The organism is Cytobacillus sp. FSL M8-0252 (genome assembly GCF_038007345.1).
Taxonomy (GTDB): Bacteria; Bacillota; Bacilli; order Bacillales; family Cytobacillaceae; genus Cytobacillus; species Cytobacillus kochii.
In genome coordinates this window covers 17225-30599 of sequence record NZ_JBBOWZ010000001.1, presented here as the reverse complement: position 1 = coordinate 30599, position 13375 = coordinate 17225, and the positions used below count along the sequence as shown (strand labels likewise).

At 39.1% G+C, this 13375-nt stretch carries 12 protein-coding genes, 1 tRNA gene, 1 rRNA gene, 1 other RNA gene and 1 other annotated feature; of the genes, 4 read left to right on the top strand and 11 right to left on the bottom strand.

Going from position 1 to position 13375, the window contains the following annotated elements; genetic code table 11:
- Nucleotides 1–103: 103 nt before the first annotated feature.
- The 8 genes from MKX83_RS00145 to tadA all read right to left on the bottom strand — a co-directional run bounded on the left by MKX83_RS00145 (nucleotide 104) and on the right by tadA (nucleotide 6351).
- Nucleotides 104–1652, bottom strand: a 16S ribosomal RNA gene (locus MKX83_RS00145).
- 329 nt (nucleotides 1653–1981) lie between these two features.
- Nucleotides 1982–2245, bottom strand: coding sequence for a pro-sigmaK processing inhibitor BofA family protein (locus tag MKX83_RS00140; protein ID WP_095371310.1), 264 nt, complete (start codon nucleotides 2243–2245; stop codon nucleotides 1982–1984).
- An 85-nt stretch (nucleotides 2246–2330) separates the two neighbouring features.
- Entirely contained in the window at nucleotides 2331–2549 is a 219-nt protein-coding gene (locus MKX83_RS00135; RefSeq protein WP_095371311.1) for a YaaL family protein, read from the bottom strand.
- Nucleotides 2550–2564: 15 nt separating this feature from the next.
- Nucleotides 2565–3161, bottom strand: a complete 597-nt coding sequence (gene recR / locus MKX83_RS00130) for a recombination mediator RecR (RefSeq protein WP_224939297.1) — start codon at nucleotides 3159–3161, stop codon at nucleotides 2565–2567.
- Nucleotides 3162–3326: 165 nt separating this feature from the next.
- On the bottom strand, nucleotides 3327–3647 hold the full coding sequence (locus MKX83_RS00125; RefSeq protein WP_095371313.1) for a YbaB/EbfC family nucleoid-associated protein: 321 nt from the start codon (nucleotides 3645–3647) through the stop codon (nucleotides 3327–3329).
- A gap of 24 nt (nucleotides 3648–3671) precedes the next feature.
- Entirely contained in the window at nucleotides 3672–5369 is a 1698-nt protein-coding gene (dnaX, locus tag MKX83_RS00120) for a DNA polymerase III subunit gamma/tau (protein WP_307319479.1), read from the bottom strand.
- A gap of 131 nt (nucleotides 5370–5500) precedes the next feature.
- Nucleotides 5501–5766: signal recognition particle sRNA large type (gene ffs / locus MKX83_RS00115), an RNA gene on the bottom strand.
- 78 nt (nucleotides 5767–5844) lie between these two features.
- A complete protein-coding gene (tadA, locus tag MKX83_RS00110; RefSeq protein WP_307319482.1) occupies nucleotides 5845–6351 on the bottom strand; it encodes a tRNA adenosine(34) deaminase TadA in 507 nt (168 codons plus the stop codon).
- Nucleotides 6352–6512: 161 nt separating this feature from the next.
- On the opposite strand from tadA, the gene MKX83_RS00105 reads away from it, so the two are divergent.
- The 4 genes from MKX83_RS00105 (at nucleotide 6513) to MKX83_RS00090 (ending at nucleotide 9824) form a co-directional block, all read left to right on the top strand.
- On the top strand, nucleotides 6513–7043 hold the full coding sequence (locus MKX83_RS00105) for an isochorismatase family cysteine hydrolase (RefSeq protein WP_095373566.1): 531 nt from the start codon (nucleotides 6513–6515) through the stop codon (nucleotides 7041–7043).
- A 111-nt stretch (nucleotides 7044–7154) separates the two neighbouring features.
- The gene (locus MKX83_RS00100; protein WP_328200361.1) at nucleotides 7155–8438 is read left to right on the top strand and encodes a glycoside hydrolase family 18 protein; all 1284 of its coding nucleotides are present in this window, start codon (nucleotides 7155–7157) and stop codon (nucleotides 8436–8438) included.
- 94 nt (nucleotides 8439–8532) lie between these two features.
- A complete protein-coding gene (locus MKX83_RS00095) occupies nucleotides 8533–9174 on the top strand; it encodes a deoxynucleoside kinase (protein WP_251163652.1) in 642 nt (213 codons plus the stop codon).
- Nucleotides 9171–9824 carry a deoxynucleoside kinase gene (locus tag MKX83_RS00090; RefSeq protein ID WP_095371318.1) on the top strand — a complete coding sequence of 218 codons (654 nt, stop codon included), beginning with the start codon at nucleotides 9171–9173 and terminating at the stop codon, nucleotides 9822–9824. Before MKX83_RS00095 ends, MKX83_RS00090 begins: the two co-directional genes overlap by 4 nt.
- Before the next feature lie 118 nt (nucleotides 9825–9942).
- Here MKX83_RS00090 and MKX83_RS00085 read toward each other — a convergent pair.
- The 3 genes from MKX83_RS00085 to MKX83_RS00075 form a co-directional block, all read right to left on the bottom strand.
- A tRNA-Ser gene (locus MKX83_RS00085) sits at nucleotides 9943–10035 on the bottom strand.
- Between the two features lie 129 nt (nucleotides 10036–10164).
- Nucleotides 10165–11451, bottom strand: coding sequence for a serine--tRNA ligase (gene serS, locus MKX83_RS00080; protein WP_307319491.1), 1287 nt, complete (start codon nucleotides 11449–11451; stop codon nucleotides 10165–10167).
- A gap of 51 nt (nucleotides 11452–11502) precedes the next feature.
- Nucleotides 11503–11728 (bottom strand) — a binding site (T-box leader).
- Nucleotides 11729–11790: 62 nt separating this feature from the next.
- Complete coding sequence (locus tag MKX83_RS00075; RefSeq protein ID WP_307319499.1) at nucleotides 11791–13092, bottom strand: D-alanyl-D-alanine carboxypeptidase family protein; 1302 nt, start codon at nucleotides 13090–13092, stop codon at nucleotides 11791–11793.
- Between the last annotated feature and the right edge of the window lie 283 nt (nucleotides 13093–13375).

The following is a 13375-nucleotide window of genomic DNA, read 5'->3' as shown; positions in this document are numbered from 1 at the left end:
TTCATTACATTATCTAGTTTTCAAAGAACAATTGAATTGAGAGATTATACTCTCAAAACTGAACGAACAGTCTAACATCAAGTTAATTCCGTATATTCCTTAGAAAGGAGGTGATCCAGCCGCACCTTCCGATACGGCTACCTTGTTACGACTTCACCCCAATCATCTGTCCCACCTTAGGCGGCTGGCTCCAAAAGGTTACCCCACCGACTTCGGGTGTTACAAACTCTCGTGGTGTGACGGGCGGTGTGTACAAGGCCCGGGAACGTATTCACCGCGGCATGCTGATCCGCGATTACTAGCGATTCCGGCTTCATGTAGGCGAGTTGCAGCCTACAATCCGAACTGAGAATGGTTTTATGGGATTGGCTAAACCTCGCGGTCTTGCAGCCCTTTGTACCATCCATTGTAGCACGTGTGTAGCCCAGGTCATAAGGGGCATGATGATTTGACGTCATCCCCACCTTCCTCCGGTTTGTCACCGGCAGTCACCTTAGAGTGCCCAACTAAATGCTGGCAACTAAGATCAAGGGTTGCGCTCGTTGCGGGACTTAACCCAACATCTCACGACACGAGCTGACGACAACCATGCACCACCTGTCACTCTGTCCCCCGAAGGGGAAAGTCCTATCTCTAGGATTGTCAGAGGATGTCAAGACCTGGTAAGGTTCTTCGCGTTGCTTCGAATTAAACCACATGCTCCACCGCTTGTGCGGGCCCCCGTCAATTCCTTTGAGTTTCAACCTTGCGGTCGTACTCCCCAGGCGGAGTGCTTAATGCGTTTGCTGCAGCACTAAAGGGCGGAAACCCTCTAACACTTAGCACTCATCGTTTACGGCGTGGACTACCAGGGTATCTAATCCTGTTTGCTCCCCACGCTTTCGCGCCTCAGCGTCAGTTACAGACCAGAAAGTCGCCTTCGCCACTGGTGTTCCTCCAAATCTCTACGCATTTCACCGCTACACTTGGAATTCCACTTTCCTCTTCTGCACTCAAGTTCCCCAGTTTCCAATGACCCTCCACGGTTGAGCCGTGGGCTTTCACATCAGACTTAAGGAACCGCCTGCGCGCGCTTTACGCCCAATAATTCCGGACAACGCTTGCCACCTACGTATTACCGCGGCTGCTGGCACGTAGTTAGCCGTGGCTTTCTGGTTAGGTACCGTCAAGGTACCGGCAGTTACTCCGGTACTTGTTCTTCCCTAACAACAGAGTTTTACGATCCGAAAACCTTCATCACTCACGCGGCGTTGCTCCGTCAGACTTTCGTCCATTGCGGAAGATTCCCTACTGCTGCCTCCCGTAGGAGTCTGGGCCGTGTCTCAGTCCCAGTGTGGCCGATCACCCTCTCAGGTCGGCTACGCATCGTCGCCTTGGTGAGCCGTTACCTCACCAACTAGCTAATGCGCCGCGGGCCCATCTGTAAGTGATAGCAGAACCATCTTTCAATCTAATTATATGTATAAATAGATATTATCCGGTATTAGCCCCGGTTTCCCGGAGTTATCCCAGTCTTACAGGCAGGTTGCCCACGTGTTACTCACCCGTCCGCCGCTAATCTTTGGGAGCAAGCTCCCTCAGATTCGCTCGACTTGCATGTATTAGGCACGCCGCCAGCGTTCGTCCTGAGCCAGGATCAAACTCTCCAATAAAGTGTTTGATTAGCTCATTTGCACCTATGGTGCTTTGTTGCTGATAAATCAGCTTTTTTAGAATTACGCTTGACGTTTTACGTTCGTTCAGTTTTCAAAGAACAATCTCATTCGCTTCAGAAGCGACTTTACTAATATATCATCCTACGCATTATATGTCAATGCTTTTTTAAAAAAGTTTTTTCTTTAAAGTTTTAAAGGATGTTGTGTCGTTGTGACGACTCTTAATATATTATCAGCATTATATTAATATGTCAACAATATTTTAAAAGAAAAAATCAGTTACTAGAAATACGTAACTGATTACCTATTCCATTATACTTTGACACTTATATGACATACATTTCGATTGCCACTAGCGCGCATATACCCGGCACACCTAATATCCCACTAATGGCTACAGTAGCTATATTAATAGGCAAATGAATACCAAATTGATTTCCTACTGTATTTAGTACAAATAATAAGAGTGCACCAATGATTACTTTTATAAGGCCTTGTCCAATCCACTTAATTGGTCGAAACGAGGCACCTGCTACTAATAGAAAGAGAATGAGAATACCTAACCCTGAGATAATCCAAACTGGCTCCAAATAAAAAACCCCCTCTATTTAAGGAAACTTGTACAACCAATGTATGAACAAGCACCTAAAAAAAGACCTTGAGGAGGTATAAAAATTAATATCGAACACTAACGTTTCTTTTTTTTGCTTCCTTGAACAGATAAAAATATTTTGCCTCAGCAAGCTTAGCTTCACTAATTGCTTCTGCTGAAGGATCAAAACTTTTTTCAATTAGAGATTTTTGATTCTTCCATTCATCCTTTAATTCTTTTAACTGATCTAATAACTTCTCATCATATTCCTTACGAAGCCATCCTTTTTTACGAAAGAACATCGCATACACCTCTCACTATACTTCTCTTCTTCCCTCTAAAGCTTTTGAAAGTGTTACTTCATCAGCATATTCAAGGTCTCCTCCTACTGGTAATCCGTGAGCTATGCGGCTCGCCTTAATACCAGAAGGTTTAATGAGACGAGAAATATACATTGCTGTTGCCTCGCCCTCAATATTAGGATTGGTAGCCAAGATGACTTCTTGGACGGTTTCATCCTGTAATCGTTTTAACAAATCGGGAATATTAATATCTTCTGGGCCGATACCATCCATTGGCGAAATAGCACCATGCAAAACATGGTACAAACCATTAAACTCCTTCATTTTTTCCATGGCGATAACGTCTTTAGGGTCTTGCACAACACATATGACTGATCGATCTCTCCTTTGGTCTTCACATATATAACAAGGATCCTGATCTGTTATATGGCCACACACAGAACAATAAGATAGATTTCTCTTCGCATTCACTAATGCCTTAGCAAAATCTAGTACAGTGTCTTCTTTCATACTTAATACAAAAAAGGCCAACCGAGCGGCTGTTTTCGGTCCGATTCCTGGAAGCTTCATAAAACTATCAATCAGTTTTGATATCGGTTCAGGATAATGCATATCTGTCTCCCCCTCTTTCATCAAAGACGAGAGCATTTGACCGAGAGACGTTTAACAACAAACTCTTTCTCATATAACTCTTCTCTTTGACTCCTAGTCTGATAGTGAATGCTTTAAAAAACGCCGCTCAGGAAAACCAGCGGCGCTTCTTTTCGTTTATCCGTATTAAAACATCCCTGGCAAGTTCATACCTTTTGTGAATTGCCCCATTGTATTATTTGTTAATTCATCACATTTTTTAATCGCGTCATTTGTTGCTGCTAACACTAAATCTTGAAGCATTTCGATATCTTCAGGATCAACAACTTCCTCTTTAATATTTACTTCTAAAACTTCTTTATGACCAGAAACAATGACAGTTACCATGCCACCGCCAGCTGTTCCTTCAATTCTTTCTTCTCCTAATTCTTCTTGCGCTTGCGCCATTTTCTTTTGCATTTTTTGCATTTGCTTCATCATATTTTGCATATTACCCATACCACGCATAGTTCCTTACCTCCTAATATTTATTTAATCTTTAATTTCAATAAGATCTTCACCAAATAATTTCATTGCCTCAGATACAACAGGATCTTCTTCCTCATTTCCCATATCCTCTGCTGTATCATCTCCATTCGCCTTTTGATACTGAAGAAATGATTGGCGAATGGACTGCCATTGTTCATCTGGTAAACCTAAGACCTGAAACCTCTTTCCGCTTAGTTCAAACAAAGATTGCGTTAGGGTTTCAATAAATTTATGATTCTCCATCGCCATTTGACAATGAATTTCATATTTGAATTTTATAATAAAAACTTGATCAGATGCAGCAACAGGCTCTGCTTCGTTTAGTAATGCTGCTTGTGAGCGCATTTGATTGTGTACGAGGCGTTCTAACATTTCACCCCAATGACTTTTGACCATCATTAAGTCCTGTTTTGTTGCCTGCTTCAACACCTCATTTATTCGACCTACAGGCGCTTGATATCCTTTTTTAGATACACGCTGTGGCTTTTTCGCTTGAGGTGCTACTGATTCTTCTGATACTTTAACACCTTGCGCTTTTATTTGTGATAACTCTTTTTCTAATTGATCAATCCGTGTAATTAATGGTTGAACATCTTCAGCACTTTGCCCTTTAATTTGTTCTTGCTGACAAAGTTTCACAATTGCTACTTCTAAAAAAATTCTTGGATGATTCGTCCAGCGCATCTCTTGCTGTGTTTTATTTAATTGTTCGATCAAGTGATAAATTTGTTCTTGTGACACCTTTTCTGCTAACTCAATGAATGTTTCTTCTAAAAGAACTCTTTCCATCGATTCTTCAAGATTAGGTGCTGCTTTATATAATAGCATATCTCTATAATAAAGAATAAAATCTTCTACAAATCGTGTAGGATCTTTCCCTTGAAAAAGAAGTTCGCCTAATATTTCTAAGCCGTTAGCTGCATCATGATCAACGATAGCTGTTGCTAACTGATTAAGGAAACCTTGGGAAACAGCACCTGTAACAGCTAGAGCATCATCAACTGTTACACTCTCATCACTAAATGAAATTGCTTGATCCAATAAACTCAAGGCATCACGCATACCACCTTCAGCAGCTCTGGCAATAATTTGTAGTGCTTGGGTATCACAATGAACACTACTTTCATCTATAATCATTTGCATACGATTCACAATCGAAGTCGCAGTAATTCTTTTAAAATCAAAGCGTTGACATCTAGAAATGATTGTCAGTGGAATCTTATGCGGCTCTGTTGTTGCTAATATAAAAATAACATGCTGGGGTGGTTCTTCTAATGTTTTTAGGAGCGCATTGAATGCTCCCATTGACAACATATGCACCTCATCAACAATATAAACTTTATACTTAACCGCACTTGGTGCATATTTCACTTTATCTCTTATATCTCTAATCTCTTCTACACCATTATTAGATGCGGCATCAATCTCAATGACATCAGGTATGGACCCATCAGTAATCCCTTTGCACGCATCACATTCATTACATGGTTCATTAATTGGTGCTCTTTCACAGTTTACGGCCTTTGCTAAAATTTTCGCCGCACTCGTTTTACCGGTTCCTCTTGGTCCAGTAAAAAGATAAGCATGCGAAATTTTTTCCTGAAGCAGGGCGTTTTGCAATGTTTTTGTTACATGCTCTTGCCCTACTACATCAAGAAATGTTTGTGGGCGCCATACACGATACAATGCTTGATAACTCAATTGGCACGCCCCCTTCTTTTAGTGTCGTATTTATTATAACGTATCTATTTTCTATTTTACAAAAAAGGATAGGAAAAAAACAAAAAACTCATTCATGAAGAATGAGTTTTATAATTATATGTATATAACTGCCGTGCACCTATCTTCGACTGACGCCCATAAGCGTTACTTTAGCAGTTAGCTCAGCTCAGGCAACCCTGCGGCACATGAGAGAGTCCACTTAATGCTGCTTCCTTCCGGACCTGACATGGTTCATGGGTTCCCATTGCGCAGGACCCAAGCGTCAACACCACTTACTAAAGGCAGACCCTACAGGACATCAGCCTCAGAATAGGAATTCAGTCTCGCTAGAGCGGATTGCGAGTACAGGACACCGCTACCTTCCCACCTAGCACGGCAAAATTGATACCAATATTTAAGTTGCGTCATTTCGACGCATATTCAGTATACTGTTTTTAAATTAAAATTGCAATGCCTAACATTCCTCTTGCTTCTTTTGTTCTTTTAAAAGCTTCTTTTCAGCCTTTTTTCTAGCTCGTAATTGTGAAAAAAACGTGGATAACAGTTCCCCACATGCATCACCCATTACTCCAGCAACCACCTCACATTGATGATTAAACCTTGAGTCATCTAACAAATTCATTAATGTCCCGCAACATCCACCTTTTGGATCAGTCGCTCCGTAAACCACCCGTTTCACTCGTGAAAGAACAATAGAACCCGCGCACATCGGACAAGGCTCGAGTGTAACATAAAGGGTTGTGTCCTCTAATCGCCATGTACCGAGCTTCCCACATGCTTCTTCTATCGCAAGTAATTCTGCATGCGCAGTCGCTTTTTGTGCCGTCTCCCGTAAATTATACCCACGAGCAATTATTTGTCCATCTAATACAATGACAGCACCAATTGGAACTTCATTAATCTCTCTTGCTTTTTCTGCCTCTTTTATCGCTTCTAACATAAATTGTTCATCTATACTCATTTACTTCATTCCTTTAAATACCATAGCGTTTCTTTCAGTGTAATTCTCTTTGCTTTTACAAACAATAAAAAAACGTAAAAGCTCACCTTTTATCTCAACAGGTAACGTTTCAAATCCTTATATCTTTTCTAATTAAAAGGGGTTGATTTTGATTGAATTTAATAACCGAGAAGCAAACGGCATTAATTATTATTGACATGATTAATGATTTTCAATTTAAACATGGCGAAGTACTGGCTAAAAAAGCTTTAAAAATGACCACAAGCATTAATCTTATTAGAAACCAATTTCACCAACACAAGTTACCGGTAATTTATATCAATGACCATTATCAGCTCTGGAAAGCTGATATTGAAAAGATAATGGCCTACTGCAACAATCCCATAAGTTCACCAATTATCCAAACAATAAGACCATCAAGTGACGATTACTTTCTAATCAAACCGAAACATTCTGCATTCTACGGTACTGCACTTAATACACTCTTAAATCAATTAGCCATCGATAAATTAATAATGGTTGGTTTGGCAGGAAACATTTGTGTGCTTTTCTCTGCAAACGATGCTTATATGAGAGAGTATAAACTACATATACCCGCTAACTGCATTGCTTCTAATGATGACCACGATAACGAGAACGCCTTGATTATGATGAAAGATGTGTTGAAAGCAAATATTGACCCTTTGCCATGAATGTATCATGTATTGGCCACTCCCTTCATAAGTTATTTATAGTGTAATTAAATCATTAAATTTTGAATGCCTGTATTTGATCTATACTGAAACATTTAGGGAGGGTTTTACTTGCAAATACATGTGGTAAGACAGAATGATTCGTTAAGTGGTATAGCGATGGCCTATAGCACAACCATACAAGATTTAATCGATGCGAATGAATTACAGAATCCTAATCAACTTGTGGTCGGTCAAACGCTTGTTATTCCAATCATTGGTAGCTTTTATTGGGTACAGCCTGGCGATACACTCTATTTAATTGCACAACGATACGGCCTCACGGTGGAAGAGCTTGTAAATATCAATCAAATCTCGCAAACAAACCCATTAAGGGTTGGTCTACGTTTATACATTCCCGAGCGTCCAAAAACATCTGCCGAAATAAATGCCTATGTTGAGCCTAGAGGGGACACCGTCTCGGAAAACTTAATAGAAGCTTCAAGAGGCGCAGCACCCCATCTTACTTATTTAGCACCATTTAACTTTCAAGCGCTTAGAGATGGTTCATTGCAAGAGCCGCCTTTAAATGAATTACCTGCTATCGCTGAACAAAATCAAAATGTCCTCATGATGGTCATATCTAATCAAGAAAACGCACAATTTAGTGATGAGCTAGCAAGCATACTTCTCAACGATCAAGACATTCAAAACACATTCCTCGACAATATTGTTGCAACAGCAAAAAAATACAACTTTAAAGATATCCATTTTGATTTTGAATTCATTCGACCTGAAGATAAAGAAGCTTATAACCAATTCCTAATAAAAGCACGCGATCGCTTCCACCAAGAAGGCTGGCTCATATCAACTGCCCTTGCCCCTAAAACTAGCGCAGATCAAAAAGGGAAATGGTATGAAGGCCACGATTATAAAGCACATGGCGAAATTGTCGACTTTGTCATCATCATGACATATGAATGGGGATATAGTGGAGGACCTGCTATGGCCGTTTCACCTATTGGACCCGTGAGAGATGTCCTTGAATATGCAATAACAGAAATCCCGCCTGAAAAAATTATGATGGGGCAAAATTTATACGGCTATGATTGGACGCTTCCTTTTGTTCAAGGAACGATCGCACGTGCTATTAGTCCACAACAAGCTATACAGATTGCCCTAGAAAATAATGTGGCCATTCAATACGACCAAGAAGCACAAGCACCCTTCTTTTTATACACAGACAACGAAGGAAAAAGACATGAGGTTTGGTTTGAAGATGCCCGTTCCATTCAAGCGAAATTTGATTTATTGAAAGAGTTAAAGCTAAGAGGAGTAAGCTACTGGAAACTCGGTCTAGACTTTCCACAAAACTGGCTCCTCATTGATGAAAATTTTAATGTCGTAAAACGTTAAATCTATTTTAATCTCCTGTCTATTTTTTCATTCTTCATAGAGGTCTGACCTGTGTTAAAATGGAAGTTATGTTAGCTTAGGGGGAGACAAATAGATGAATCAAGTACCTTTTATTACAGTGGAAGGGCCGATTGGCGTAGGCAAGACCACGCTAGCTACAGCCCTTTCCACCCATTTTAACTACCATCTATTAAAGGAAATCGTCGATGAAAATCCATTTCTCGGAAAGTTTTATGAGAATATCGATGAGTGGAGTTTTCAAACTGAAATGTTTTTCTTATGTAATCGATATAAACAGCTGAAGGATATAAAAGACCGTTATATTTTGAATGATATGCCTGTCGTAGCTGATTATCATATTTTTAAAAACTTGATTTTTGCTAGTAAATCTCTTGAAGCACCTGAATATGAAAAATATGAGCAAATCTATCATATTTTAACGGATGATATGCCGAGACCAAATATCATTATTTATTTGCGGGCAAGCTTAGATACTTTACTAAAAAGAATTGAAAAGCGTGGACGCGAAATAGAAAAAAATATAAGTCCTCTCTATCTTGAACAATTATCCATTGATTACGATCTTAAAATGCAGGCATTTGAAAAACAACATCCAGATATCCCTATCCTTCACCTTGATGGTGATCAATTGGACTTTGTTCATAATAAGAATGACCTGCAATACATTATTGATATGGTAACAACGAGTATACAAACAAGGAGCACAAAAGCATGAATAGAAATAACTACGGCATACCAAATAACGCAATCATCACTGTAGCAGGAACGGTTGGTGTCGGAAAATCAACAATGACCAATTATTTAGCAGAAGCACTTAACTTCCGCACTTCTTTTGAAAAAGTGGACACAAATCCTTATTTAGACAAGTTTTATGCCGACTTTGAAAGATGGAGCTTTCATTTACAGATTTATTTTCTTGCTGAAAGATTTAAAGAACAAAAACGGATGTTCGAATATGGTGGAGGATTCATTCAAGATCGATCTATTTATGAAGATACCGGCATTTTTGCTAAAATGCATTATGAAAAAGGAACAATGTCACCAGTTGATTATGAAACCTATACAAGCCTTTTCGAGGCGATGGTTATGACACCCTATTTCCCACACCCTGATATTTTAATTTATTTGGAGGGCTCCCTAGAAGATATACTGGCGCGCATTAAAGAACGTGGGCGTCCAATGGAACAACAAACCTCCATTGATTATTGGAAAGAGATGCACGAGCGCTACGAAACCTGGATTGATCAATTTAGTGCATGTCCTATTTTACGATTAAATATTAATGAATATGACCTTGTCTCTAATCCATCAGACATCGATCAAGTACTCGAAAAAGTCGGCCACACATTAAAACAAACAATATAAAATATTTGCCTGTACTTAAATGGTACAGGCTGATTTTTGCTTAAAAATAAAAAAAGCCGCTACTATAAAGTAGCGACTCCATATCTCCAATTAATTATGCGCATGTTAAAAGTTATAATGGCGGAGGAAGAGGGATTCGAACCCCCGCGGGCTTTAACACCCCTGTCGGTTTTCAAGACCGATCCCTTCAGCCGGACTTGGGTATTCCTCCGTTTCGACAAGAAATAATATATCATCTATTGAAATAGAAGTCAATAGATTTTTTGCATAAATTCACAAACATGCATGTTAGAACTTTAAAAATAGGATCTGTCCTAAGAAACAGACCCTATCATCTTACTTATTTTGCTGGATTTATCACTTCTTTATTCCCCATATAAGGGCGAAGTACTTCTGGAATAACCACACTACCATCAGCTTGTTGATAATTTTCTAATATCGCAGCGACTGTACGTCCCACTGCTAACCCAGAGCCATTTAATGTATGAACATTCTCCGGCTTACCTTTAGCATCACGACGGAAGCGGATATTTGCACGTCTCGCTTGGAAAGCTTCAAAGTTACTACAAGAAGAAATTTCTCGATAATTATCGTAGCTAGGCATCCATACTTCAATATCGTACTTCTTCGCAGCTGTGAATCCTAAATCAGCAGTGCACATACTCATGACGCGATAAGGTAAACCAAGCAGTTGTAATACCTTCTCTGCATTTTTTGTTAATTTCTCCAACTCGTTATAAGAGTCTTCTGGTTTAACAAACTTCACAAGCTCAACCTTATTAAACTGATGCTGACGAATAAGACCTCTCGTATCACGGCCAGCTGATCCAGCTTCAGAACGGAAGCACGCACTAAATGCGGCGTAATTAATTGGTAATTGATCAGCACTTAAAATTTCATCGCGATGCATATTCGTGATTGGTACCTCTGCCGTTGGAATAAGGAAATAATCCTCACTCTCAATTAAAAATGCATCCTCTTCAAATTTTGGTAATTGTCCTGTACCTGTCATACTTGCACGATTAACCATATATGGTGGTAGCACTTCTTCGTATCCATGTTCTTCTGTATGGAGGTCCAACATAAAGTTATACAATGCGCGCTCTAATCTAGCACCTAACCCTTTATAAAATACAAAACGACTGCCAGTTACTTTTCCTGCTCGTTCAAAATCTAATATTCCAAGCTCAGTCGCTATATCCCAATGCGGTTTAAATTCAAAATCAAATCCCTTTACTTCTCCCCATTGCCAAGCTAAGACATTGTCATCCTCTGTCTCCCCAACGGGTACACTTTCATGTGGGATGTTTGGAATACTGAGTAAGATAAGCTCTAATTCAGCTTCTACTTCACGTAACTCATGGTCTAAATCCTTAATTTGGTCGCCAACTTGCCTCATTTCAGCAATTAATTGGTCCGCATCTTTTTTCTCTCGTTTTAAAACAGCCACTTGCTGTGATACTTCATTTCTTTTGCTTTTAAGCTCTTCCGTTTTTACAAGTAATTCTCGGCGTTTTACATCCAAATCCTCAAACTTCTCAAGATCAGAAATATCTTCCCCACGGTGTTTTTCTAGTTTTTCTTTTACTTCAGCAAAATTAGCTCTTAAATATTTGATATCTAACATAGCCTTTCCCTCCATATTCAATTTGTGAAAACAAAAAACTCCCGTCCCCTATAAAGGGACGAGAGTTACCCGCGTTGCCACCCTAGTTAAAAGTATAGTCCATACTTTTCACTTTAAATCTTTAACGAGGTTTACCCGAGAGCTTTTACTTACAAAAAATGTGTTCCAAGCTCTACGCAAAGGATGGATTCTCAAGTGCTTTTGTCTGGTTTGCACCAACCACCAGCTCTCTATGGCAAAAGTGTACTTGATACTACTTCCTTCTTTATGCTTTCTTTTATTCAACTTATTAGTAATACATAATTTACTATAATTATAAGCCAAATGCAACTACATTATTCAAGAAAACCAACCTTTAACAGTAGATGCAACACTGTCCCAAACATCTCCAAAGAATCCACCAACACCACGCATAGATAAAACGAACCAGTTCGCTTTTTCAACCGATTCAGAAGCGATGACATCAACTCTTGTTTGGTTAGCATTTAAAAATTCAATCGCATTACCATCTTTATCTTCAACCGTTAAATAACCAACAACATCACCTTTTTTTACAGGAGCTGTTAATTGACCTTGATCATTTAATAAATCTTCATTAATCACAAGCTTTGGTTGATAATTCTCTTCTTCACCATTTTTAACAGTTAATGTAATGGCCTCTTTTGATTCAATCGCTACTGCATTTTCTTTCCCTTTTTCAACGGCAAGTTTTTCTTTATCTTTCACTTGATAGCCAGCAGGAACGATCTCTTTTTTATCAAAATTAGAGAACGCGTAATCAAACATTTTCTTTGTTTCGTCGAATCTAGCTTGATTATAACCAGAATCGCCGCCACCTTTAGCATTCATAACAACTGTTACATATCTTTTTCCATCACGTTCAGCTGTTCCTGTAAAAGAAGAACCTGCAAAATCAGTTGTCCCTGTCTTTAACCCATCTACACCTTCATAGCCGTAGACCAGTTCAGGTAACATCCAGTTCCAATTTTCCATATCAATTTTATCTTCAGTGCCTTCTCTAAATGTTTTTCTAGGAATGCTTGCTGTTTCTAAAACTTGAGGAAAATCCGTGAGGAGCGTTGTCGCTAGTTTAGCTGTTGCTCTAGCAGACATCACATTTTCTTCATCTTCATTACCTGTCGAATGGTAACCTTTTAAATCCTTGTTATTTAAACCAGAAGAATTGACGAATTTATAATCTTCTAACCCTAATTCCTCTGCTTTTTCATTCATCATTTGCACAAAGTTCTTTTCAGATCCAGCAATTGTCTCAGCAATGGCAATTGTTGCTCCATTTGCGGAATAAATAGTCATTGCTTCAAATAATTCCTTAATGCTGTATGTCCCATCTCTTCTAAGAGGAACATTCGAAAGCGCTGTGTCATGAGACACTTTCCAAACGTACTCACTTACAGCATACTCTTGATCCCATGATACTCGACCTTCATCAATAGCTTCTAATAAAAGATACTCGGTCATCATTTTTGACATACTTGCAATACCAAGCACCTTATCAATGTTTTTCCCGTATAAAACTCTACCTGTTTCTGCATCTACTAGAATAGCTGCATCTGCATTAATATTAAGTATATCTTCTTTTGCACTTGCTTTATGTACATTTGGAAGAATGCCTAACACCATAATCAACACCAAGAAACTTGCAACAACTTTACGATATCCTTTTCTTCTCAATTCCAAAGCCCTCCAACTTTTTTTTCAGCTTTTGTTATTTTATCATAAGATGTCCTTCATGGATACAAACAACCTTTTCCTAATCTTGGCGTTTTCATGAACATCCCTTTTCTTTCTCTATTCCTTAGGTCAATCCGCCTGAGAAAACATTGTGCGTTTTGCTAACAATGACGAAAGTCTGATATCTTTCCAGGCAAAAAAAAGTAAGAGGACCAGCCCTCTTACTTTTTAA

Excerpts from the sequence above, each read along its gene's own strand:
- MKX83_RS00095 (WP_251163652.1), top strand. The coding sequence starts at position 8,533 with ATGAATCAAGTACCTTTTATTACAGTGGAAGGGCCGATTGGCGTAGGC.
- recR (WP_224939297.1), bottom strand. The coding sequence starts at position 3,161 with ATGCATTATCCTGAACCGATATCAAAACTGATTGATAGTTTTATGAAG.
- tadA (WP_307319482.1), bottom strand. The coding sequence starts at position 6,351 with ATGAGTATAGATGAACAATTTATGTTAGAAGCGATAAAAGAGGCAGAA.
- MKX83_RS00075 (WP_307319499.1), bottom strand. The coding sequence starts at position 13,092 with ATGGTGTTAGGCATTCTTCCAAATGTACATAAAGCAAGTGCAAAAGAA.
- MKX83_RS00090 (WP_095371318.1), top strand. The coding sequence starts at position 9,171 with ATGAATAGAAATAACTACGGCATACCAAATAACGCAATCATCACTGTA.
- MKX83_RS00125 (WP_095371313.1), bottom strand. The coding sequence starts at position 3,647 with ATGCGTGGTATGGGTAATATGCAAAATATGATGAAGCAAATGCAAAAA.
- MKX83_RS00135 (WP_095371311.1), bottom strand. The coding sequence starts at position 2,549 with ATGTTCTTTCGTAAAAAAGGATGGCTTCGTAAGGAATATGATGAGAAG.
- serS (WP_307319491.1), bottom strand. The coding sequence starts at position 11,451 with ATGTTAGATATCAAATATTTAAGAGCTAATTTTGCTGAAGTAAAAGAA.